Raw genomic sequence first — 20,699 nt, forward strand, 5'->3', positions numbered from 1 at the left:
GCGCATCTCACCGAGGCCAGCGTGGACCACCTCGGCATACCGGGCCAACGTCGCCGCGCCAACCCGGTCGGCCTGCTCCCGCATGCGTTCCAGCACGTCGGCCGGGGCATCCACGACACCCCGGGTGACGGCGTCGGGCACGGCCTGCAGCACGATCAGATCGCGGAAGCGCTCCAGCAGATCGGTGGCGAACCGCCGCGGATCGTGACCGGCGTCGATCACGGCCTCGACGGCTCCGAACAGCGCCGCCGCGTCGCCGGCGGCCAGCGCCTCGACCGCTTCGTCGATGAGTGCCATGTCGGTGGCGCCCAGCAGGGCCAGCGCCCGTTGATAGGTGATGTGGTTGCCGTTGGCACCCTGCTCGGAGCCGGCGAGAAGCTGATCGAGCACCGAGAGCGTGTCGCGAGGTGAACCGCCGCCGGCCCGGATCACCAATGGGTAGACCGCGTCGTCGACGTGGACGTTCTCCTCGGCGCAGATGCGCTCCAGCAGCGGACGCATGGTGCGCGGGGCCAGCAGCCGGAACGGGTAGTGGTGCGTACGCGACCGGATGGTCGGCAGCACCTTCTCCGGTTCGGTGGTGGCGAACACGAAGATCAGGTGCTCGGGCGGCTCCTCGACGATCTTGAGCAGGGCGTTGAAGCCGGCCGTCGTGACCATGTGGGCCTCGTCGACGATGAAGATGCGGTACCGCGACTGGGCCGGTGCGTAGAACGCGCGGTCCCGCAGCTCGCGGGTGTCGTCCACACCGCCGTGGCTGGCCGCGTCGAGCTCGACGACGTCGACATTGCCCGGTCCGTTCGGTGCCAGTGCGACGCACGAATCGCACACCCCGCACGGTGTCGGTGTCGGCCCCTGCTCACAGTTGAGCGAGCGGGCGAGGATGCGCGCCGAGGATGTCTTGCCGCAGCCGCGCGGTCCGGAGAACAGATATGCGTGGTTGATCCGGTTCGCGGTCAGCGCGGTCGATAGCGGCTCGGTGACATGTTCCTGGCCAACGACTTCCGCGAAGCTTGCCGGCCGGTATTTGCGGTAGAGAGCCACGGGAGAAGGCTACCGACTGCGTCCGACTACTCGGCGAGCAGTGACTCGGTGGCCGCCAGCAGCGCGCAGGTGGCCAGGCCGTCGATCGCCTCACGCACATCGGCCAGCGACGGGAACGTCGGGGCGATGCGGATGTTCTTGTCCTCGGGGTCCCTGCGATACGGGAAGGCCGAACCGGCCTCGGTCACCGCGATGCCGGCGTCCTTGGCCAAGGCGACGGTGCGCTTGGCGGTGCCGGGCCACACGTCGAGGCTGACGAAGTAGCCACCCTTGGGATCGGTCCACGATGCGATCTTCGACTCACCCAGCCGGTCCTCGAGGATCTCGGCGACGAGGGCGAACTTGGGCGCGATCAGCTCACGGTGACGCTGCATCTGCAACTTCACGCCGTCGGCGTCGCCGAAGAAGATCCGGTGACGCAACTGGTTGATCTTGTCCGGCCCGATCGACTTCTTGCCGGCGTGCTGCAGGTACCAGGCGATGTTGCCCAGCGAGCCACCCAGGAAGCTCACCCCTGCCCCGGCGAAGGTGATCTTTGAGGTCGAGGCGAACACCAGCGGGCGGTTCGGGTTGCCGGCCGCCTCGGCCAGGCCCAGCACGTCGACCTGACGGATGAACTCGTCGGTGAGGGTGTGGACCGCGTAGGCGTTGTCCCACATCAACCGGAAATCGTTTGCCGCCGTGCGCATCTGGACGAGGCGCCGGACAACTTCCCAGGAGTACGTGACCCCGGTCGGGTTGCCGTACACCGGAACGCACCACATGCCCTTGATCGCCGGGTCGGCCGCGACGAGCTCCTCGATCAGGTCGACGTCGGGGCCGTCCTCGCGCATCGGCACCGGGATCATCTCGATCCCGAACGACTCGGTGATCGCGAAGTGGCGGTCATAACCGGGCGAGGGGCACAGGAACTTCACGACGGGCTCTTGGATCCAGGGCCGGACCGAATCCACCCCGCCGTGCAGCAGCGAGAACACGATGACGTCGTGCATCATCTCCAGGCTCGCGTTGTTGCCCGCGATCAGGTTCTGCACCGGGATTCCAAGCAGCTCACCGAAGATCTCGCGCAGTTCGGGCAGCCCGTGCAGTCCGCCGTAGTTGCGGGTGTCGGTGCCCGTGCGGTCGCGGAAGGAATCTTTCTCCGGGCCGGGCAGCGACAGCAGCGCGTTGGACAGGTCCAACTGCTCGGGGGCCGGCTTACCGCGCGTCAGGTCCAGACTCAGCTTCTTCGCCTGTAGCTCTGCGTAGTTTCGCTGTTGGACTTCATGCTGCGCGAGCAGATCGTCGCGGCCAAGAGACTGGAACGACACCGCGCGCCTTTCACAGAAGCGGAATGAGCTGGACATAAGGGGACCCCGCGCACCCGCCAGAGCCCGTTGACCCTTGCTGCCTTCCGGCCCTGGGGGAGTTCACAGGATGGACGCCGCGCGGGGTCCAAGGCGAGTGTAATACCCGTCCCTTTCCCCGGCGTTTCGGGACTGGTTCTCCCGTCCGCTACGATTGCCGACGGAGGATTCGCCTAGTGGCCTATGGCGCTCGCCTGGAACGCGGGTTGGGTTAACAGCCCTCAGGGGTTCAAATCCCCTATCCTCCGCGCTCGGGTCCGGGGTGCGACCTGCTGAATCAACCCTGATCAGCAGCTCGCACCCCGGCCCAATTTCAGTACCCGAGGAGGAGTATGGGCCGCACCGTCGCGGTGATCTGGCACGTGTCGTTTTCGATCGTGGCCGCCGGCCTCTACTTCTTTTTCGTTCTCCCCAGATGGCATGAGCTCGTCGGCGATACCTCGCCCACGCTCGGACTGATCCTGCGCATCGTCACCGGAGTGCTGATCGGTCTGGCCGCCCTGCCGGTGGTGTTCACGCTGCAGCGGACCAAGCGTCCCGAGCTGTCCACCCCCGAGTTGGCGCTGCGGCTGAGGGCCGCCTCGATTGCGCTGCACGTGCTGGCCGCGGTGCTGATCATCGGCGCCGCAGTCTCCGAGATCTGGCTGTCTCTGGACAGCGCCGGGCCGTGGCTGTTCGGGATCTACGGTGCCGCCGCCGCGATCGCACTGCTCGGCATCTTCGCCTTCTACCTGGCCTTCGTCGCCGAACTGCCGCCACCGCCGCCGAAGCCCGTCAAGACCCGGGAGAAGTCCGAGCGCCGCGGTCGCAAGAAGGCCGCAGCCGAGACCGAGGACGCCGCCGAGTCGGACGACGCCGAAGAGGCGGACGAGACCGAGGACCAGGTCGAAGAGGTCGAAGAGTCCACTGAAGCCCAGGACGATGCCGAAGAGGCGGAAGAGACCGAGGACCAGGTCGAAGAGCCCGGCGCCGAGGAGCCTCAGTCGACGGCAGAGGAAGCCGAGCCGATCGAGGGCAACTCCCTGCGTAACCGGCGGCCGTCCAGCAAGAGCGGTAGCAAGCGGCGGGGCTGGCGCTCGCGCGGCGAAGTCGCCACCGAGGACTGACGCACACCAATCGCGTCGACATCGGCTACTTATCCAGCCAAGATGGGTATATGAGCAAAGTGAGCTCACATCCGTTCAGAACGATCGTCGCGGTGGCAGTGACCGCCGCGACGGCCGTTATCGCCCCGATTGCACCTGCCGCCGCCGCACCCGGTGACCCCGAGACGGTGGCCTCCCAGATCGAACCGTCGGTGGCCCGCATCGACACCGTCGTGGATTACCAACAGGCCTACGGCATCGGCACCGGCATCGTGTTGTCGCCGAACGGTGAGGTCCTGACCAACTACCACGTGGTCCAGGGAGCCAACTCGATCAGCGCCACGGTCGGCGGCCAGCGGTACCCGGCCGACCTGGTCGGCTACGACCGGCAGAACGACATCGCAGTGCTGCAACTGCACGGTGCGGCAGGCCTGCCGCCGGCGCCGATCGGCGATTCGGCCGCTCTGGCACCCGGGCGTCCCGTCGTCGCACTCGGCAATGCCGGGGGCAGCGGCGCGCCCCTGACCCGCGAGGTCGGCACCATCAGCGCGTTCAATCGGACCGTCAACGCCGAAGACGAGCTGACGGGCACGAGCGATGAGATCAACGGTCTGTTCGAGTTCGCCGCGCCCGTGCGTGCCGGTGACTCCGGCGGTCCCGTGGTCAACGATGCCGGACAGGTCGTGGGTATGACGACCGCCGCGTCGGTGAACTTCCGCATGGGTCCGGGCGGCAAGGGGTTCGCGATCCCGATCAACGACGCGATGGCGATTGCCGGGCAGATCCGCTCCCGTACCCCGTCGGGCTCGGTGCACATCGGGCCACCGACCCTGCTCGGCGTCGGTGTCCGCACCGCGCAGCGCCAGAGCGGCGGCGTGATCGTCCAGGACGTCATCGCCGGCGGCCCGGCCGACGCGGCCGGCCTGATCCCGGGCGACGTGCTCACCACCATCGACAACACCCCGCTGGATTCGGCCCGCGCCCTGACGCTGGTCCTCGATCGGCACTACCCCGGCGACGTGGTCGGCCTGACCTGGCTGGACCAGGGCGGCCAGCAGCACACCGGCAAGGCCACGCTGGCCGCCGGGCCGTAATCCGTGGTCACGCTGGACCGCCTGATCAACGTCCTGGGCGGCTACGGGGTGCGGCTGCGCGCCCCGACACACGGATCCTCTCCGGCGCCCCGCTCGACCGAGCTGCGCAGCGTGGTGATGCACGAGCCCGGACCGGTCATCGGCGATGTCCTGCTGGCCGTCGGAGCCGGTTCTATGACCGAGGCGGTGCAGTGGGCGAGGGCCGCGCGCGCCGTGGTGGTCCTGGTCCGCGATCCGCACGACCCGGCCGACGACGTAACGGTCGACGAGCGCATCGCCGTGATGACGGTCGATCCGGAGGTCTCCTGGAGTGAGCTCGCGGCCGTGGTCTACGGCGTCGTACTTGAAGGCCGGGAGACCGAGTCCGGGCGCGGCCCAACCGATTTGTTCGCCCTGGCCGACAGCCTCGCCGATGCCGTGGGTGGCGCGGTCACCATCGAGGACCGGCGCAGTGCGGTGCTGGCGTACTCGCGGCTGCAGCAGCACGCCGACCCGGCGCGCGCCGAGACGATCCTGAGCCGTGGGGCACCGGAACGGCTGCGCACCCTGTTCGAGGCCCGCGGGGTGTTCCGGCATCTGGCCGAATCCGATGACCCGATGTTCGTCGACGGCGATGACGAGCTCGGTCTGACCGGGCGGATGGTGGTGGCGGCCCGGGCCGGTCGCGAACTGCTCGGTTCGATCTGGGTGACATGTGCCGCTCCCCTGCCCGACGCGCGCCGCGCCGCGCTGGCCGACGGCGCCCGCATGGTCGCCCTGCATCTGTTGCGCTCCCGCGCCAGCGCCGATCTGGAACGCCAGGTGGAGTCGGAGCTGGTGATCCGTCTGCTCGAAGGTGCCGCCGATGCCACGACGGCGGCGAGCCGGCTCGGGCTGCCGCAGACGCCGCTGCGGGTGATCGCATTGCGTGCCCGCACCGGAAACGAGCGGCATGCCGCGCTGCTGCTGGCGTTCGAGCGGGCGACCGCGGGCTTCGGCTGGTCGCGTCCCGGGCGCAGCGCCCTGGCCGGCAACACCGTCTACACCGTGTTGCCCGGCGCCGAGGCCGAACCTGCGAGCCGGTGGGTGGCGGGGCTGCGCGCCGCATTGCCCGAGCCGGTGACCGTGCTCGCCGGGATCAGCGGTCCGGCCACCGCCGCCGAGCTGGCCCTGGCCCGCAGTGAGGCCGACGAGTGCCTGGCCCTGCACGAAGTCCGTCACGAAGTCCTGCACGAGGTTCGGCAGGAGGATGCCCGCGGCCTCGACGACAGGGTGCCGGTCTACGACGAGGCCTGGGACGAGATCCTGCTGCAGCGACTACGGATCGCCGCGCGCGCCGGCCGTGCCCCGCAGCGCGGACCTGTCGCCGAGCTACGGGCCCACGACCAGGCCAGTGGCACGCAGTACGCGGCCACGCTGCGAGCCTGGCTGGAAGCCCAGGGCGATCTGGCCGGGGCCGGGCGGACGCTCGGTGTGCACGAGAACACCGTGCGCTACCGACTGCGCAAGATGATCGAACTGACCCAGCTGGACCTCGACGATGCCCGCAAGCGACTAGCGATGATGATCGAGCTGGCGGCAACCGAAGAGTTGTCGTAACTCGACAATCACTCCGCTTCTGTTTGTCGAGATGGTGCAAACACCGAGCGCGTGAGCGGCCTCACCATGGGAGCATGTATGGGGTCGAGCGCATTGACGGTGCACCGCGGTCAGCGGTTGTCGTGGGTGCAGGCATTGTCGGCCTGTCCACCGCATGGTTTCTCCAGGAGCACGGAGTCAAGGTCACCGTGGTTGACCGCACCGGGGTCGCCGCGGGTGCGTCGTGGGGCAACGCCGGCTGGGTTTCGCCGACGCTGACCATCCCGCTCAATGATCCGGCGGTGCTGCGTTATGGCGTGCGGTCGCTTTTCGACCCGGCCGCTCCCCTGCACATTCCGCTGACCTCGGGCCCCCGCCTGCTGGCGTTCCTGGCCCGGTTCGCCATGAGCTGCCGCCTCTCCAACTGGACCAGAGTGGCCAAGGCCAACGTGCCGCTCAACGAGGAGTGCCTCGAGGCCTACGACGTGCTGACCGCCAACGGCGTGGCGGTACCCACCACCGACGGGCCGATCACCGCGCTGTTCGAAACCGCCCGTCAGGCCGAACATCTGATGACCGAACTGCGCCGGATGGCTGCCGTCGGGCAGACCGTCACGGTCACCGGCCTGTCCGGTGACACACTGCGCGACCATGTCCCGCTGGCGTCGCCGGCGATCACCGCGGGCATCAGCGTGGAAGGCCAACGCTTCGTGGACCCGGGCCGGTTCGTCCAGGCGCTCGGCGATGCCGTCATCGCCAGGGGCGCGGAACTGGTCATCGGCGAAGTCACCGATGTGCGCGCCATGGGCGCCGGAGTGAACGTGGACCTGGCCGACCGATCACTGAGCGCGGAGACCGCCGTGATCGCCACCGGGGCGTGGCTTTCGAAGCTGGCGAAACCCTGGGTCCGTACGCCCGTGCAGGCCGGTCGCGGTTACTCGTTCACCGTGCCGGTCGACCGCCCGATTCTCGGGCCCATCTACCTGCCCGACGCCCGCGTCGCCTGCACGCCGTACCAGGGCAAGCTGCGGGTGGCCGGAACCATGGAGTTCCGCTCCCCCGACGACCCGGTGCAACCGCCGCGGGTCGACGCCATCATCGCGTCGGCGGCCCCGCTGCTCGACGGTGTGGACTGGGAGGCCCGCACCGATGTGTGGGTGGGCCCACGCCCGGTCAGCTCAGACGGTCGCCCCCTGATAGGCGAAGTGGCACAAGGCATCTACGTGGCCGGCGGTCACGGCATGTGGGGACTGGCTCACGGTCCGGTCACCGGCCGACTGCTCGCCGAGTACATGACCACCGGAAAGCAACCCGAGGCACTGCGGGAATTCGATCCCCTGCGCTGACGAACCACGACTTTGCCCTGACGGGCCGACAAGCCGTCAGGGGCGGCGAACATCCCGCCCCTGGCGGCAACTCCGCATCATCGGAAGGAAATCACAATGACTGTCAGCCAACGTGTTTGGTTATCTCCACAGGCGTATGAGCGCCTCCAGGTCGAGCTGTCGACACTGCGCGATCTGATCGCAAGCGAAGCCGCGTCCGATTCCGACGAGAACGAGGTGGCGATCCAGCGGGCACGTCAGACCCGCATCCAGCAGATCCACGACCTGCTGCTCAACGCCGTCGTCGGTGAGGATCCGCCGGACGACGGGGTGGCCGAGCCGGGCATGGTGTTGACCGTGCGCTACGACCAGACGGGCGAGATCGAGACCTTCCTGCTGGGCGTCCGCGGCGCGGAATACGGCGACCTGGAGGTCTATTCGGTGAACTCACCGTTGGGCGAGGCGATCGTCGGCGCGCGTCCAGGCGAGCAGCGCCACTACCCGGTCCCCAGCGGCGAGGCCCTGCCGGTCACCCTGATCAGTGCAGTGCCGTTCGGGATGCACCTGCCGGCCGTGGGATAAGGCGTGTGCGTCCTAGTCTGTTCGGATGGCCGAACGCAAGGGCACGCCGGGCAGCCTGACCGCCGATGACTGGGTGCAGGCCGGGTACGCCCTGCTGGCCTCCGACGGGATGCGGGCGCTGAAGATCGAGCGACTCTGCGAGCAGATCGGCGCGACCCGGGGCAGCTTCTACTGGCACTTCACCGACATGAAGGGCTACCGGGCCGCCCTGGTCGCGTCGTGGAATGCGTTCCTGGAGCAGGACCGCCGCTCATTGGCCGAACTCGAACACCTGCCGCCTCGCGAGCGGCTGTCGGGAATGATGAAACAGCTGCTCAGCCCGCAGCACTGGACGCTGGAACGCGCGATGCGGGAGTGGGCGCGCTCCGACGACGTCGCCGCGGCCAACGTACGGGCGGCCGACCACCGCGTGCTGGTCGCCGTCACCAAGGCCTACCTCGACTACGGGTTCAGCCCCGAGGACGCGGCGCTGCGCGGACAGGCCACCTTCGCCACAGGGATCGGCGTGCTGCACCTGATGGACTCAGCCGACGCCCTGACCACCGCCGACCGCTACGAGAGATTCCTGGATCTCATGCTGGCTCGATGATCGCGGAGAACACGCGCTCGAACAGGTCGGTCAGCCGGCCGGCGTCGGCATCGGTCAGGCCCGGGCTCCTGATCACCCGCCGCATCAGCAGGACCCCGCTCATCACCGACAGCATGGCGTCGGCGCGGAGCTCACGGTCAGACCCGGGGAGCTGGCGGGCCAACCGTTGGCCGACGTGGCGTGCGATCGCGTCGCGCACGATGTTCACCGCAACCGGGTTCGAGACCGAACGGAGCATGATCAGGAACGGCTCCAGCGGGTCGGCATCCGGGTCGGAGCGTTCGGTCAGCGCGGTCGCAGCATCGCGCGCCAGCGCGTCCGGCTCCTCCGCGACGATCGTCGGTGGCGCGAAAGAGGTTTCGACCGCCTCGGCGAACAGCTGCTCCTTGGACCCGAAGTAGCGGTTCACCAGCATCGCGGTGACCCCGGCGTCTCGCGCGATCTCACGAACGCCGACCCCGTCGTACCCGGACAGCGCAAAGTGCCGGATCGCCGATTGCAGGATCGCCTCGCGGGTGGCGGCCGCATTGCGTGGTCGGGATGAAGCCATGCCCAGAACGCTAGGGAATAACCGGCGCCAAGTCTACGTATGTATACCTGTCAGATGTATACAGTCGTAGACATAGGAGAGTCATGGACATCGAGTTATCGGCAAAGCCATCTGTGTTCCTGGTATCCGGCGCATCCCGCGGGCTGGGCCGCTCGATCGTCGAGGCCGCGTTGGGCGCGGGGCACCGCGTCGTCGCCGGCGTCCGCTCCACCACGGCCCTGTCCGATCTGGCCGCTCAGGAGCCGGACCATCTCGCCGTCGTCCAACTCGATGTGACCGACGACGAACAAGTGCGCGCCGCCGTAGCCACCGCCGTCGAGCGGTTCGGCCGACTCGACGTGTTGGTCAACAACGCCGGCTACGCGAACATGGCCGCGATCGAAGACTTCGACTTCGACGACTTCCGTGCCCAGATCGACGCCAACTTCTTCGGCGTCGTACGGCTCACGCAAGCCGCACTACCCGTCATGCGTGCCCAGCGCGCCGGCCACATCGTGCAGATCTCTTCGGTCGGCGGGCGACTCGTGCGGGCCGGCTTGGGCGCCTACCAGTCGGCCAAGTGGGCAGTCACCGGCTTCTCCGGTGTGCTCGCACGGGAAGTCGCACCCCTCGGAATCACGGTCACCGTCCTGGAACCCGGTGGCATGCGCACCGATTGGGCCGGGTCGTCGATGCGGGTCGCCGAGGTCCGCGCCGAATACGCCGACACCGTCGGTACGTCGATCGCCCAGAGCACTCCGGAGAACCTCGGCGCCAGCGACCCGGCCAAGGTGGCCGAACTGGTGCTCACCATCGCCGAGATGCCTGATCCTCCAGAGCGATTGCTCGTCGGACCCGATGCCTACCGCTACGCCACCGCTGCCGGACGCGACCTGCTCGCCGACGACGAGAAGTGGGAGGCCCTCAGCCTGTCCACCGCAGCCGATGACGTCACCACCGCTCAGGTCGACCCGCTGGGAGCCGTCAAATGACGACAACGAATCACAGCCCGGCATTCGGGGCGGCGACCGTCACCCTCGGACACTCCGATTTGACGGTGCACCCAGTCGGCTTGGGCTGCATGGGAATGTCACAGTTCTACGGGCCCGCCGACGACAACGAGTCAATGGCCACCATTCGCGCTGCACTCGAACTCGGGGTCGACTTTCTCGATACCTCGGATGTCTATGGCGCTTCCGACATCACCTTCGGTGTGCCGATCCGCGGCTTCGGCCACAACGAACAACTGATCGGCGAAGCGATCGCCGAGCACCGCGACGAGATCGTGCTGGCGACCAAGTTCGCGGCGAAGATCAACGACGCCGAGGACGGGATCGCGATCGACGGCCGGCCGGAGTATGTGCGAACCGCATGTGAGGCCAGCCTGCGACGCTTGCGCACCGACGTCATCGACCTGTACTACTGCCATCGACTCGATCCGAACGTGCCGATCGAGGAAACCGTCGGAGCGATGGCCGAACTCGTGACGGCGGGCAAGGTCCGCGCCATCGGACTCAGTGAGGTCGGTCCGGATCAGATCCGCCGTGCCCACGCCACTCACCCGGTCTCCGCACTGCAGTCCGAGTACTCGCTGTGGGAGCGACGTGTCGAGGGCGGCATCACTTCGACGTGCCGGGAGTTGGGCATCACCCTGGTTCCCTACAGCCCGCTGGGCCGCTCGGCGCTCACCGGTTCCCTGAAATCCGGCAGCACCTTCGCCGCGGACGACTTCCGCGCCACCAATCCGAGGTTCTCTGCCGAGAATCTCGCGGTAAACCTCGAGCCGGTGCAACGCCTTCAGTCGCTCGCAGCAGAGAAGGGTTGCAGCCCAGGACAGCTCGCGTTGGCATGGTTGCTGGCGCAGCCGCTCGATGTGGTGCCGATCCCCGGCACCAAACGGATCCCTTTCGTCCGGCAGAACATCGCCGCCACCGACGTTGCGATCAGTGCAGACGAGGTGGCACTGCTGGCCGAAATCTTCGCACCGGGGCGCATCACCGGCGAGCGCTACGCCCCGGTTCACGCCCGGACAGTCCGGTGAGGCCGCTGGGACGTTGAACGGTTCCGAGCCGCTCGTGCGCAGATTGCGAAAACTGTCTACTGCGGCCTGCGCGTGTCATAAATTGACGCTCGAGAATCGAGGCTTCTCGGGTCAGGAGACATTGTGGCGCGACTGTCAGTGTGGCTCGGCGCAGGCGCTGTCACGGCCGGGGTTTCTGCTGCATTGGTAGCAGGAGCCGATGTGGCGAATGCCGACACCACATCTGGTTCGGACGGTCCGAAGACATCCGAGTCCACTTCAAGCGCAAGTCCGTCGAGCAAGGGTGACCGGGCCGGTCCACGTCGCAGCTTCAACCGAACACGCCATTCAGCCCAGTCAACTGACGCTGCTCACGCCGTCATACGCAAGAAGGCGACCAAGCCCGCCAAGACAGCCGTGTCCCGGCCCGCGCCGGAAACCGAGCCTGGCGCAAGCAGCCGCGAATCCCGCGCCGCGCAACGGAAGAGCGCACTAGCGAACTTCCTCTCGAAGGCAGAGCCGAGCTCTGCACCCGACACACCGGCGGCATCTGTGGAGACCGCCGAGCCCGTCAGGTCCGTGACGACCGCAGTCAAAGCCGTCGAAACTGGAGAGCAGCAAGCCGCCCCGCCGATGCTGCGAGACGTCTTCAAGCGTGCCGCGGCCCCGTACGCAGCATCTGTTCCGCAGGCGGTCGCGCCCATCTCGCCGGTGTCGGCAACCGCTGCGCCGTCGCTGTCGCTGCCGGAGCAGATCCAGTCATTCGTCTTCGACTTCGTCGGCGTCGCCGTCACCACCATCGCGGGTCCCCCCAGGATTCCCGCCGGGAGCAACGTCACGGTGCGAAGCTCCTCGTTGGAGATCACCGAGGGCCGCAACGTACCGGCCGACTGGTACTACCCGGAGGGCGACGAGGCGCCGGAGCGGATCATCCTGCTGCAGCACGGGTTCCTCGGCGTGAGTGCGATGTACAGCTACACCGCGGCAAATCTTGCCGAGCGCACCAACAGCGTCGTTGTGGTGCCGACCTACTCGTCGAATCGTTTTGTCCGGGACGGGTTCTGGCTGGGAGACGACCAGGTCTATCGCGCAACAGCCGAGCTGTTCCTCGGTGACCGCGACGCGCTGACCGCCAGTGCGAACGCAGCCGGATACGCCGCCAGGTACGGTGACGACGTTCCCCTGCCGGAAACGTTCGTCCTGATCGGGCACTCTCTGGGCGCGGGTGTGGTGGCCGGCGCGGCGGGCTACTACGCGGATGCGATCAAATCGACTGGCGCAGAGAACCATCTGGCCGGCGTGGTACTGCTCGACGGGGCACCGCCAGAGGGCGTGCTGCCAGATGCACTGGACAAACTGGACGGTCTGGGTGCGTACGTCCCGGTACTGGAACTTGGTGCGCCCAAGGAAGTCCGCAGGGTCGATGCGGCCCTGATCGAGCATCGACCGGACATGTTCAACGGCGTGGTGCTGGCCGACGGCCAACACCTGGATGCCATGCAGGGAGGTAGCCCACTCATCCAGTTGCTGTCGTACCTGTTCTACGGCTTTTCGACGGCGCCGAACAAGGTGGCCTCACAAACTCTCATCTCCGGCTGGGTGGATGACATGTTCGCGGGCCGGATCGATGCGTCCACCGGTGCTTGTGAAGGCGATGACTGCTCGGGCATCTACGGCGAGCCAGGCCAGACCCTCAACCTCCCGACACCGGCCGGACCGACCCGCGCCGTCGTGATCGGCGGTGCCGCCCTGGCACCGATCACCACCGCATTCCAGCCGATGCTTGCGACGGCGTCGGTGGCTCCCCGGCCACCGTCAGACTTCGCTTTGATCCAGCTGCTCTGACGGCGCCTAGTCCTGACGGCGATTGCCGTCCTCGTCCCAGTTCTCGGCGACTTTCTTGCTGGGCTGCACCCGCGGCGGCTCACCCGGCATCTTGGGATAGCTCGGCGGGTACGGCAGGTCACCGAGGCCGCGCTCCTCGTCGGCGGCCACCAGGTCCAACAGTGGTTGTAGCGACTGTTTCTTCTTGTCGATATCCGCCCAGGGATCCTCGCGTCCGGCAAGGAAATCCGGCACGGTGGCGATCGTGTAGTCGTCGGGGTTGGCGGTGCGAAGTTCGTCCCAGGACAGCGGGGTCGAGACGGTCGCGATCGGGGTCTTGCGGGCCGAATAGGGCGAGGCGAACGTGCGGTCGCGGGCATTCTGGTTGTAGTCGATGAACAGCCGCTCACCGCGCTCTTCCTTCCACCACGACGTGGTCACCGCATCGGGTGCACGCCGTTCCACCTCGCGGGCCAGGGCGATTCCAGCGCGGCGCACCTCGATGAAATCCCAGTCGGTCTTGATCCGCAGGAAGATGTGCACGCCGCGACCGCCCGAGGTTTTCGGATAGCCGATCAGGTCCAGCTCGTCGAGGAGCGGCTTGAGCACATCGCAGGCCACCGCGGCGGCCTCGGCGAAACCGGTGCCCGGTTGCGGGTCGAGGTCGATGCGCAGCTCGTCGGGATGTTCGGTGTCCGGACAGCGAACCTGCCAGGGATGCAACGTAATCGTGCCCATCTGCGCGGCCCACGCGATCGACGCCGGGTGCGTCACCTTGAGCGCGTCGGCGGTGCGCCCCGACGGGAACGTCACCGTGCAGGTCTCCAGGTAATCGGGATGCTTCTGCGGCACCCGCTTCTGGTAGATCTCCTCACCCTCGATGCCGTCGGGGAACCGCTGCAGATGCGTGGGCCGGTCTTTCAACAGCGTGATCATACGGTCGGCGACGGACAGGTAGTACTCCATCAGCTTGCCCTTGGTGCCGCCCTTGCCCAGCTTCGGGTAATACACCTTGTCCGGGTTGGTGAACCGGACCTTGATTCCGTCGACATCGAGTTCGGTTGCCCCTCCAGCTTTTTCAGCCATTTCAACCTTCCTTCGTCAGGACGTCGTACAGGTCGTAGTCCAACGGCACGTCGAGCTGGTCGAACGTACAGCTCGACGGTTCGCGGTCCGGGCGCCAGCGCATGAACTTCACCGCGTGCCGGAAGCGCCGACCGTTCTCGGTGTTGCCCTCCATCTGGTCATACGCCACCTCGCACACGCGATCCGGACGCACCGGGATCCAGCGCTTGTCGGCGGCCGAGTTCCAGCGGCTGGGATCACCCTCGCGGACTTCGTCGCCCTCCCGCAGCGGCTCCAGGTCGGCCAGCAGCTTGATCCGGTCCTTGACGCTGAACGAGGCTGCGCCACCGACCATCTGCAGCTCGCCGTCGGACCGGTAGAGGCCGAGCAGGATCGAGCCGACACCCTCCCCGCTCTTGTGGATGCGGTAGCCGATCGCCACGCAGTCGGCGTCGCGGTGATGCTTGACCTTCACCATCTCCCGCTTGCCCGGCAGATACGGGCCGTCGAGCTTCTTGGCGATCACCCCGTCGAGGCCGGCCCCCTCGAAGGTCTGCAGCCACTGCGAACCGAGCTCGGGATCCGTGGTGGTCCGCGTGACATGGCACCACGTCGTGGCATTGACGGCCTCGATCAGCGCCTCGCGGCGCACCCGGAACGGCTCGGCGAGCAACGACCGGTCCCCGGTGGCCAGGGCGTCGAAGCCGATGAAGTGCGCCGGCGTCTGTTCGGCGAGCATCCGCACCCGCGACTCGGCAGGGTGGATACGTTGCGACAACGACTCCCAGTCCAGGCGCATGCGGCCGTCGATCTCGCGGGGCACCACCACCTCACCATCGAGGACACAACGGTCGGTGAGTTCGTCACGCAGCGCGTCGAGCAGTTCGGGGAAGTAGCGCCCGAGTTCCTTTCCGCTGCGAGACTGCAACACCACCTCGTCGCCGTCCCGGAAGACCAGAGCGCGGAAGCCGTCCCATTTCGGCTCGTAGGACCACACCCCGGCCTCGTCGGGCACTTTCACCTGGGCTTTGGCGAGCATCGGTTCGATCGGCGGCACTACGGGTAGGTCCACGGGCTCCATCCTCACTTAGACCAGACAGCGAGGGCAATGTCATCGCCGGGACCTGCCGCAAATCCTCCTGCCCGAATCGTGCACGATCAATCTCATCGCGCACCGACCAATGCAGTCAATCGCCTCCAATTGCCCCGAGTTGCCAAGGTGTAACTGGTTAACTAACACCCGACGACATTCCAATGACGAGGAGAATTCGTGAGTCGGCGACCCTGGGTGTGGGGCGACAGGGCAAAGGTAGAACGATCAGAGGCACTTAAGAGTTTTTCCATGCTGCCGCAGAACTCGATCGTATTCGAGATCAAAGCCAACATGGATTGGACAAGCCTAACTGGACGACATCCCGAAGAATTGCCGAAGCGCCGCGGCGTGCGTGCACACCCCGTGTGTGTTCACGATGGCATGGCGCTGTATGTGTTATTCGCCGCCATTGATGAGAAGTTCGTAGTGCTGCACGCTGCACTGGAGACACACGCTGCAGGCGCTCGGGCAGTTGGGATCAGGCCGCCACTGTCGGAGGAAGCGTGGAAGCTCGCACAGAAGCGACTGGACTCTGGACACCACTAAGTCGGTTCAGCACCGGACGGTTCACCATAAGTCGTCCTCAATTGTTCGTCGGTCAGGTGACGCGCTCCTTGTAGCGACGAACCGGCAATGTCTGCCGAGTACAGAACCGTCTTGTAAAAGTTCGCGCGTCGCAGTTTCGCCTTCTTCAAGTCTGCCTCGGAAAAATCCGCAGCCGAAAGATCCGCATCATCCAGATTGGCCGATATCAACCGTGCCCGACCAAGCCTTGCATCGGTCAGGTCTGCGCCCGCCAGATTGGAACCATCAAGCCACGCACCCGACAGATTGGCGCCCATCAGCAGCGCCCCTGGCAAATGGACCCCGCGAAGGTCGAGAGGGCGTCGCGCAGCGGCCGTAACCGGTCGATCACCGATCAGCGTCAGCGCAGCCTGGACGTCAGTGTTGACAACGGTTCCACGTTTTGCGCGTTGCCGCACGAGTGCGGTTAAGACGTTCAAGACGGCCGGCCAGTAATTTTCGTCCTCAGTGGTGAGACGCCACATGCTGTGAACACCGCCGGCCCGGACCGCCTCACTCTCGTCACCGATCTGTTCAACAGCTTTGGTGAACCTGTCTGCGCGTTGGGTAAACCGAGTCAGCGCAAAAGTTCGCGCGGTGTAGATGAGTCCACCAACTAAACCGATGCCGCCGACGAGTTGAATCAAAGAGACACGCGCGTCGTTGATCGATTTCGCTTGCTCGACCGTCATCCCGTCCACCAACCGAACAGCGACGAACTGTATCAGCGTTGCAAGGACACAAGATGAGGCGGCAGCAACGAACAGGGTCTTTATGACGGTTCGCTGGCGACTCGTCATGGTGCGGCATGCAGTAACTAGTCTGCGGACTAGGCCCATACCGGCTCGCTGGTGGGCGCACCCGAGCGCAGCGAAGGTGCCCAATGCGATGGCTGTTTAAGGAAGTACCAATACGCCGCTGCGCCCGCCGCAATGGCCCGAACGTTGTCGTCGAGTGGGTGCCACTCAAGGCGCGGTTCGCCATCTATATGCAGGCGGCTCGCTGCAGCTTCCTCCAAACCGAACTGCACACCGTTTCTAAACGCCGTCGCAATCGCGGAAGGCTCTTTCGCCAAATGTGGATCAGCGTAGATTACTGCCCTGGCCGGGTCTAGCAACATGACAGTCGTCGCGAGGAACCTGCCAAGAGCTTGGCCCGCGGTGACAAACGCATCCTCAGTCGCGGAGTCCCCGTTGCGAACTCTGTCGTTTGCGGTGGCTAATCCAGCTGAAATCTGCGACGACGTCTCGGCCGGAATGCCCAAACCGTCAAGTATGCCTTTGGCGCTCGCCATCGTCTCCAAACATCCGCTGTGCGGGAGTTTGGCGCGACAGGGCGGGCCCGCTGGATCCACGATCGTATGGCCCCCTTCTCCAGCCGCAGAATGTGCACCATGAATCAACTTGCCCTCCAGGACAAAGCCTGTGCCAATTCCGGTGCCGCTCAATAACACCACAGCAACCGAACCGTCACCACGGCGCAGATACTCATAGGCCGCAAGCGCATTGGCATCATTCTCCACAGCAACAAGCAGGTCGCGAGTGCCAACACGGTCTTGCACCTCGTCCTGCAGGGCGGCCTCCAGCTGGACCTTCTTCCAAGGCGCAGTGTCGGTCTGGAGTTCCGGAGCGAAATCAACCTGCCCCGATTCGGACCGTACAACTCCGGCAAGGCAAACCCCGACACCGAGCACTCGGCGGTCACTGTGCTTGTACAGGTATGTGACAGCGTCTGCTGCAGTCTCCAGGACCGTTTCCGGTGACGTGTCGGCGAGCGACAGCGTCACCGATTTGATGACATCTGGATACATATTCACCAAGACCCCGACCACCCGGTCACGTTCCAACGACACCCCGATGACGTGGGAGGCTTCCTCAACAATGGAGTACACCCGGTCATCCCCTTCGCCAACACTTGTCGTCCAGCCCTCAGCGTTAAGCATGGAAAGGATCGGCCGAGTGATCGCCTCAGGCAACAGAATCGCGTTCGCCAACGCTTGGAGGGTTTTGCCCTGTCTTTCCGACTGACTCGCCAGGGTGGTCAGCAGCGGGCTTAACGCCAGTTCCTTTAGCCGATTGAAGAGGGCACTCGTCGTGCCACCCTTCGCCACCGGCACATCGGGGCTGACGATCGCGAACTCGAAACGGTGTCCCAACGCACGCGCGTACCGCTGCATCGTTCGTAACTGAGGCTCGACACGTCCGGACTCAAAATCCGAAATCGCTGACTGTGTGGTCCCCATGATGTCAGCCAACTGCCTCTGGGACAGCTTTCGCTTCTTACGGATCTCTTGTCCTGCCGCAAGCATCTCAACGCGGCGCATGGTGTCCTCATAAACCATGCGCGCTGCGGGGTCTGATTCGGCGGCTTCCAGCAGTCGCTCGAACTCCTCATCGCTCGCGTCATCCTTTGGGGCCACGTGTGAGCGTTCAGATGTCACTGGAGCTCCTATGCACTGATGGGCCTTCGCCGTCGCGGAGCCCGCCACTAGTAGTTATGTTTACGAATCGGCCATATCCGATCGAGTGCGATCAAGCCTATCGGAAGAAGGCGATATTTCTGCCTAAAGTGATGTTCGTTACCCCCCTGCAACCACATCGACACCGGTGCGCCGACGACGCCCCATGGTCGCCATCGACCCAGAACGCGCACCCACTGAGGTCCCAGTTAGATCGGCATCCGGACGCACAGCCCGCCATTCACGCACTCATCCGAGTTAAATCGGTTATACCCGATACCCTAGGGGGAGTGCTAATCGGTGTCAACAGATATTCAGTGGCGAACTCATCGCGCGGACACCGGCGGCGGGTGGGACCAGCCGTGCTCTGCTTGACGCATACCCGATGAGGCCGCCTGAAACCCAGTACTCCCGCTCTTGTCTCGCGGCTCGGCCGGACTGTGTCGCGCATACTGAGTAGCCACAAACCACGTAGCCACAAACCACGTAGCCACAAACCACGTAGCCACAAACCACGTAGCCACAAACCACCCAATCCACACCAGGTCGGACCCATGCTGCTACCCGTGATGCCGCCCGTCTCACCGATGCTGGCCAAGCCGGCAACAGTGATTCCACCGGATGCGTCCTACGAACCGAAGTGGGACGGCTTCCGGGCGTTGGTGTTCCGCGACGGCGACGAAGTCGAGTTGGGCAGCCGTAACGAGCGGCCGATGACCCGGTATTTCCCCGAACTGGTCGAGGCTGCGAAAGCCGAGCTCCCACCGCGGTGCGTCATCGACGGCGAGATCGTCCTGCCGACCGAGCAAGGCCTGGACTTCGAAGCGCTCCAACTGCGTCTGCACCCCGCGGCTTCCCGGGTGCGCCTGTTGGCCGGACAGACCCCGGCCAGCTTCATCGCCTTCGACCTGCTCGCCCTCGGCGACGACGACCTCACCGGCCGACCGTTCGGTGAACGCCGCGCCGCTCTGGTCGGCGCGCTGGGTTCCGGCCCCGCCTTTCACGTCACCCCGGCCACCACCGATATGGCGACTGCGCGGCGCTGGTTCGACGAATTCGAGGGAGCCGGGCTCGACGGACTGATCGCCAAACCGCTGACGCTCACCTATCAGCCCGACAAACGGGTCATGGTGAAGATCAAGCACCAGCGGACCGCCGACTGCGTGGTCGCCGGCTATCGGCTCCACAAGTCGGGGCCGGATGCGATCGGCTCGCTGCTGCTGGGGCTCTACACCGATGACGGCGAGCTGGCATCCGTCGGCGTCATCGGTGCCTTCCCGATGGCGCGACGCCAAGCCCTGTTCACCGAATTACAGTCTCTGGTAACCAGTTTCGAGAACCATCCGTGGAACTGGGCCGCCCAGGTGGCCGCCGACCCGGACCTTGCGCGTAGGTACGGCGGCGGCTCACGTTGGAACGCAGGCAAGGACCTGTCTTTCGTGCCGTTGCGACCCGAACGCGTTGTCGAGGTCCGCTACGACCACATGGAGGGTAGGCGCTTCCGACACACTGCCCAGTTCAACCGCTGGCGGCCCGACCGGGACCCGCGCTCGTGCACCTACGCGCAGCTGGAACAGCCGGTCACCTTCGGGCTCAACGACATCGTCCCGGGCCTGCTCCCCAGCTAGTAGCGACCCACGGGCTGCAGCCAGGTGGCGAGATTGCGGACATAGTCCTTGAACACGCCCAGACGGGACGGATCCGCTCCGATCTGCCAGCCGGGCCGATCGGTGACGAACGACGGCGCCCCATGCGCCAGGTCCCAGTTGTAGTCGGCGAAGTGGTGGAAGGTCGACTCGGCAACGGCCCGCCCCATCGGCCTGCCCTCCGGCGTGCTCTCACCATCGAGTGCCACCGCGAGATTGAACTGTCTGCCGGTCGCGGTGCTGCGCCCCTGAGCCACCACCGTCGCGAACGGCCCCCGGGCGGAGACCGCACCCTCATGCGGGTGCGCCGGAAACCACTCGATGCGGCCGGTGGCGGTCCTGGAGGTGCGCAGCAGCTGGTGCACCGGCTCATCGGCCAGCACCGGCTGGTAGTCGCCGTTGGCGCCCGAGTGATAGTTGGGCCACGAGATGTCGGGATTGTCCTGGTCGTCGCACCGCGACTGCGGGTCCAAGCTGGCGTCGTGAAAATCGTTGACCTGCCCCAACGAACCCAGTCCCTTCAGACAGCTACCCAGGTCCTGATGATCACGAGCGGTGAGCACCCCACCGCCGAGCCCGCGGAAGCGGCCGATCGCCGCGCATTCGTCGGGCGTCAGACCGTTGCCGACGTCGACGGCCATCAACCACAGCTGGTCGAACCCGAGCTCGTCGAGATGGCTGAGCACCGGATCCTGCCCGCCATGATCGGTCCGGTTACGGGCCAGCACCTCGTGGCCGTCCGCGCGCAGCTCGCCCGCCAGCATCGAGAATCGTCCGACATCCCAGTCGTCGGGATTCTCCGTGATCGTCGTCTGCAACAAAATTGTCGCCATGTGACGAGTCTCGCTACCGCAAGGACCCTCGGGACCCTTGAAAAC

Annotated in this window: 18 protein-coding genes, 1 tRNA gene and 1 other RNA gene; 11 read left to right on the top strand and 9 right to left on the bottom strand. The window is 66.0% G+C overall.

Annotated elements, in window-relative coordinates:
* From A5779_RS22395 to ffs, 3 genes are all read right to left on the bottom strand, one after another.
* The coding region (locus A5779_RS22395) for a DNA polymerase III subunits gamma/tau (protein ID WP_131811679.1) at window positions 1-1,044 on the bottom strand (1,044 nt) is incomplete at its 3' end.
* 26 nt (window positions 1,045-1,070) lie between these two features.
* Entirely contained in the window at window positions 1,071-2,354 is a 1,284-nt protein-coding gene (locus A5779_RS22400) for an aspartate aminotransferase type Ic (RefSeq protein ID WP_064885743.1), read from the bottom strand.
* A gap of 34 nt (window positions 2,355-2,388) precedes the next feature.
* Window positions 2,389-2,483: signal recognition particle sRNA small type (gene ffs, locus A5779_RS22405), an RNA gene on the bottom strand.
* Between the two features lie 69 nt (window positions 2,484-2,552).
* Here ffs and A5779_RS22410 point away from each other — a divergent pair.
* From A5779_RS22410 to A5779_RS22440, 7 genes are all read left to right on the top strand, one after another.
* Window positions 2,553-2,638, top strand: a tRNA-Ser gene (locus A5779_RS22410).
* A gap of 84 nt (window positions 2,639-2,722) precedes the next feature.
* Window positions 2,723-3,496, top strand: a complete 774-nt coding sequence (locus A5779_RS22415; RefSeq protein WP_064885745.1) for a lipid uptake coordinator LucA — start codon at window positions 2,723-2,725, stop codon at window positions 3,494-3,496.
* A 50-nt stretch (window positions 3,497-3,546) separates the two neighbouring features.
* On the top strand, window positions 3,547-4,569 hold the full coding sequence (locus A5779_RS22420; RefSeq protein WP_064885747.1) for a S1C family serine protease: 1,023 nt from the start codon (window positions 3,547-3,549) through the stop codon (window positions 4,567-4,569).
* Between the two features lie 3 nt (window positions 4,570-4,572).
* A complete protein-coding gene (locus A5779_RS22425; protein ID WP_064885749.1) occupies window positions 4,573-6,147 on the top strand; it encodes a PucR family transcriptional regulator in 1,575 nt (524 codons plus the stop codon).
* 74 nt (window positions 6,148-6,221) lie between these two features.
* The gene (locus A5779_RS22430) at window positions 6,222-7,472 is read left to right on the top strand and encodes an NAD(P)/FAD-dependent oxidoreductase (protein ID WP_055118379.1); all 1,251 of its coding nucleotides are present in this window, start codon (window positions 6,222-6,224) and stop codon (window positions 7,470-7,472) included.
* A gap of 96 nt (window positions 7,473-7,568) precedes the next feature.
* Complete coding sequence (locus A5779_RS22435; protein ID WP_064885751.1) at window positions 7,569-8,033, top strand: GreA/GreB family elongation factor; 465 nt, start codon at window positions 7,569-7,571, stop codon at window positions 8,031-8,033.
* A 25-nt stretch (window positions 8,034-8,058) separates the two neighbouring features.
* Window positions 8,059-8,622 carry a TetR/AcrR family transcriptional regulator gene (locus tag A5779_RS22440; RefSeq protein ID WP_064885753.1) on the top strand — a complete coding sequence of 188 codons (564 nt, stop codon included), beginning with the start codon at window positions 8,059-8,061 and terminating at the stop codon, window positions 8,620-8,622.
* Here the strand turns inward: A5779_RS22440 and A5779_RS22445 are convergent.
* The gene (locus tag A5779_RS22445) at window positions 8,606-9,172 is read right to left on the bottom strand and encodes a TetR/AcrR family transcriptional regulator (RefSeq protein WP_064885755.1); all 567 of its coding nucleotides are present in this window, start codon (window positions 9,170-9,172) and stop codon (window positions 8,606-8,608) included. The two genes, A5779_RS22440 and A5779_RS22445, sit on opposite strands and share 17 nt — an antisense overlap.
* 83 nt (window positions 9,173-9,255) lie before the next feature.
* Here A5779_RS22445 and A5779_RS22450 point away from each other — a divergent pair, with 83 nt between their 5' ends.
* The 3 genes from A5779_RS22450 to A5779_RS22460 all read left to right on the top strand — a co-directional run bounded on the left by A5779_RS22450 (window position 9,256) and on the right by A5779_RS22460 (window position 13,016).
* A complete protein-coding gene (locus A5779_RS22450; RefSeq protein WP_064885757.1) occupies window positions 9,256-10,143 on the top strand; it encodes an SDR family NAD(P)-dependent oxidoreductase in 888 nt (295 codons plus the stop codon).
* Window positions 10,140-11,192 carry an aldo/keto reductase gene (locus A5779_RS22455; protein WP_064885759.1) on the top strand — a complete coding sequence of 351 codons (1,053 nt, stop codon included), beginning with the start codon at window positions 10,140-10,142 and terminating at the stop codon, window positions 11,190-11,192. Before A5779_RS22450 ends, A5779_RS22455 begins: the two co-directional genes overlap by 4 nt.
* A gap of 558 nt (window positions 11,193-11,750) precedes the next feature.
* Complete coding sequence (locus tag A5779_RS22460) at window positions 11,751-13,016, top strand: hypothetical protein (RefSeq protein ID WP_236734852.1); 1,266 nt, start codon at window positions 11,751-11,753, stop codon at window positions 13,014-13,016.
* A 6-nt stretch (window positions 13,017-13,022) separates the two neighbouring features.
* Here the strand turns inward: A5779_RS22460 and ligD are convergent, their stop codons facing one another.
* The 4 genes from ligD to A5779_RS22480 all read right to left on the bottom strand — a co-directional run bounded on the left by ligD (window position 13,023) and on the right by A5779_RS22480 (window position 18,157).
* On the bottom strand, window positions 13,023-14,081 hold the full coding sequence (gene ligD / locus A5779_RS22465) for a non-homologous end-joining DNA ligase (protein WP_064885763.1): 1,059 nt from the start codon (window positions 14,079-14,081) through the stop codon (window positions 13,023-13,025).
* 1 nt (window position 14,082) lies between these two features.
* A complete protein-coding gene (locus A5779_RS22470; RefSeq protein ID WP_064885765.1) occupies window positions 14,083-15,141 on the bottom strand; it encodes an ATP-dependent DNA ligase in 1,059 nt (352 codons plus the stop codon).
* A gap of 554 nt (window positions 15,142-15,695) precedes the next feature.
* Window positions 15,696-16,409 carry a pentapeptide repeat-containing protein gene (locus A5779_RS22475; protein WP_064885767.1) on the bottom strand — a complete coding sequence of 238 codons (714 nt, stop codon included), beginning with the start codon at window positions 16,407-16,409 and terminating at the stop codon, window positions 15,696-15,698.
* A gap of 137 nt (window positions 16,410-16,546) precedes the next feature.
* Window positions 16,547-18,157, bottom strand: coding sequence for a type II toxin-antitoxin system RelB family anti-toxin (locus tag A5779_RS22480; RefSeq protein WP_131811680.1), 1,611 nt, complete (start codon window positions 18,155-18,157; stop codon window positions 16,547-16,549).
* A gap of 572 nt (window positions 18,158-18,729) precedes the next feature.
* On the opposite strand from A5779_RS22480, the gene A5779_RS22485 reads away from it, so the two are divergent.
* Window positions 18,730-19,803, top strand: coding sequence for an ATP-dependent DNA ligase (locus tag A5779_RS22485; RefSeq protein ID WP_064885771.1), 1,074 nt, complete (start codon window positions 18,730-18,732; stop codon window positions 19,801-19,803).
* Here A5779_RS22485 and A5779_RS22490 read toward each other — a convergent pair.
* Entirely contained in the window at window positions 19,800-20,654 is an 855-nt protein-coding gene (locus tag A5779_RS22490) for a hypothetical protein (protein ID WP_064885773.1), read from the bottom strand. The two genes, A5779_RS22485 and A5779_RS22490, sit on opposite strands and share 4 nt — an antisense overlap.
* Window positions 20,655-20,699 lie beyond the last annotated feature (45 nt).

This window comes from Mycolicibacterium peregrinum (assembly GCF_001665625.1).
GTDB lineage: Bacteria > Actinomycetota > Actinomycetes > Mycobacteriales > Mycobacteriaceae > Mycobacterium > Mycobacterium peregrinum_B.

What these genes read in the sequence shown, in the direction of transcription:
- A5779_RS22415 (WP_064885745.1), top strand. Translation starts at nt 2,723, where the DNA reads ATGGGCCGCACCGTCGCGGTGATCTGGCACGTGTCGTTTTCGATCGTG.
- A5779_RS22420 (WP_064885747.1), top strand. Translation starts at nt 3,547, where the DNA reads ATGAGCAAAGTGAGCTCACATCCGTTCAGAACGATCGTCGCGGTGGCA.
- A5779_RS22430 (WP_055118379.1), top strand. Translation starts at nt 6,222, where the DNA reads ATGTATGGGGTCGAGCGCATTGACGGTGCACCGCGGTCAGCGGTTGTC.
- A5779_RS22435 (WP_064885751.1), top strand. Translation starts at nt 7,569, where the DNA reads ATGACTGTCAGCCAACGTGTTTGGTTATCTCCACAGGCGTATGAGCGC.
- A5779_RS22440 (WP_064885753.1), top strand. Translation starts at nt 8,059, where the DNA reads ATGGCCGAACGCAAGGGCACGCCGGGCAGCCTGACCGCCGATGACTGG.
- A5779_RS22445 (WP_064885755.1), bottom strand. Translation starts at nt 9,172, where the DNA reads ATGGCTTCATCCCGACCACGCAATGCGGCCGCCACCCGCGAGGCGATC.
- A5779_RS22450 (WP_064885757.1), top strand. Translation starts at nt 9,256, where the DNA reads ATGGACATCGAGTTATCGGCAAAGCCATCTGTGTTCCTGGTATCCGGC.
- A5779_RS22455 (WP_064885759.1), top strand. Translation starts at nt 10,140, where the DNA reads ATGACGACAACGAATCACAGCCCGGCATTCGGGGCGGCGACCGTCACC.
- ligD (WP_064885763.1), bottom strand. Translation starts at nt 14,081, where the DNA reads ATGGCTGAAAAAGCTGGAGGGGCAACCGAACTCGATGTCGACGGAATC.
- A5779_RS22470 (WP_064885765.1), bottom strand. Translation starts at nt 15,141, where the DNA reads ATGGAGCCCGTGGACCTACCCGTAGTGCCGCCGATCGAACCGATGCTC.
- A5779_RS22475 (WP_064885767.1), bottom strand. Translation starts at nt 16,409, where the DNA reads ATGACGGTCGAGCAAGCGAAATCGATCAACGACGCGCGTGTCTCTTTG.
- A5779_RS22485 (WP_064885771.1), top strand. Translation starts at nt 18,730, where the DNA reads ATGCTGCTACCCGTGATGCCGCCCGTCTCACCGATGCTGGCCAAGCCG.
- A5779_RS22490 (WP_064885773.1), bottom strand. Translation starts at nt 20,654, where the DNA reads ATGGCGACAATTTTGTTGCAGACGACGATCACGGAGAATCCCGACGAC.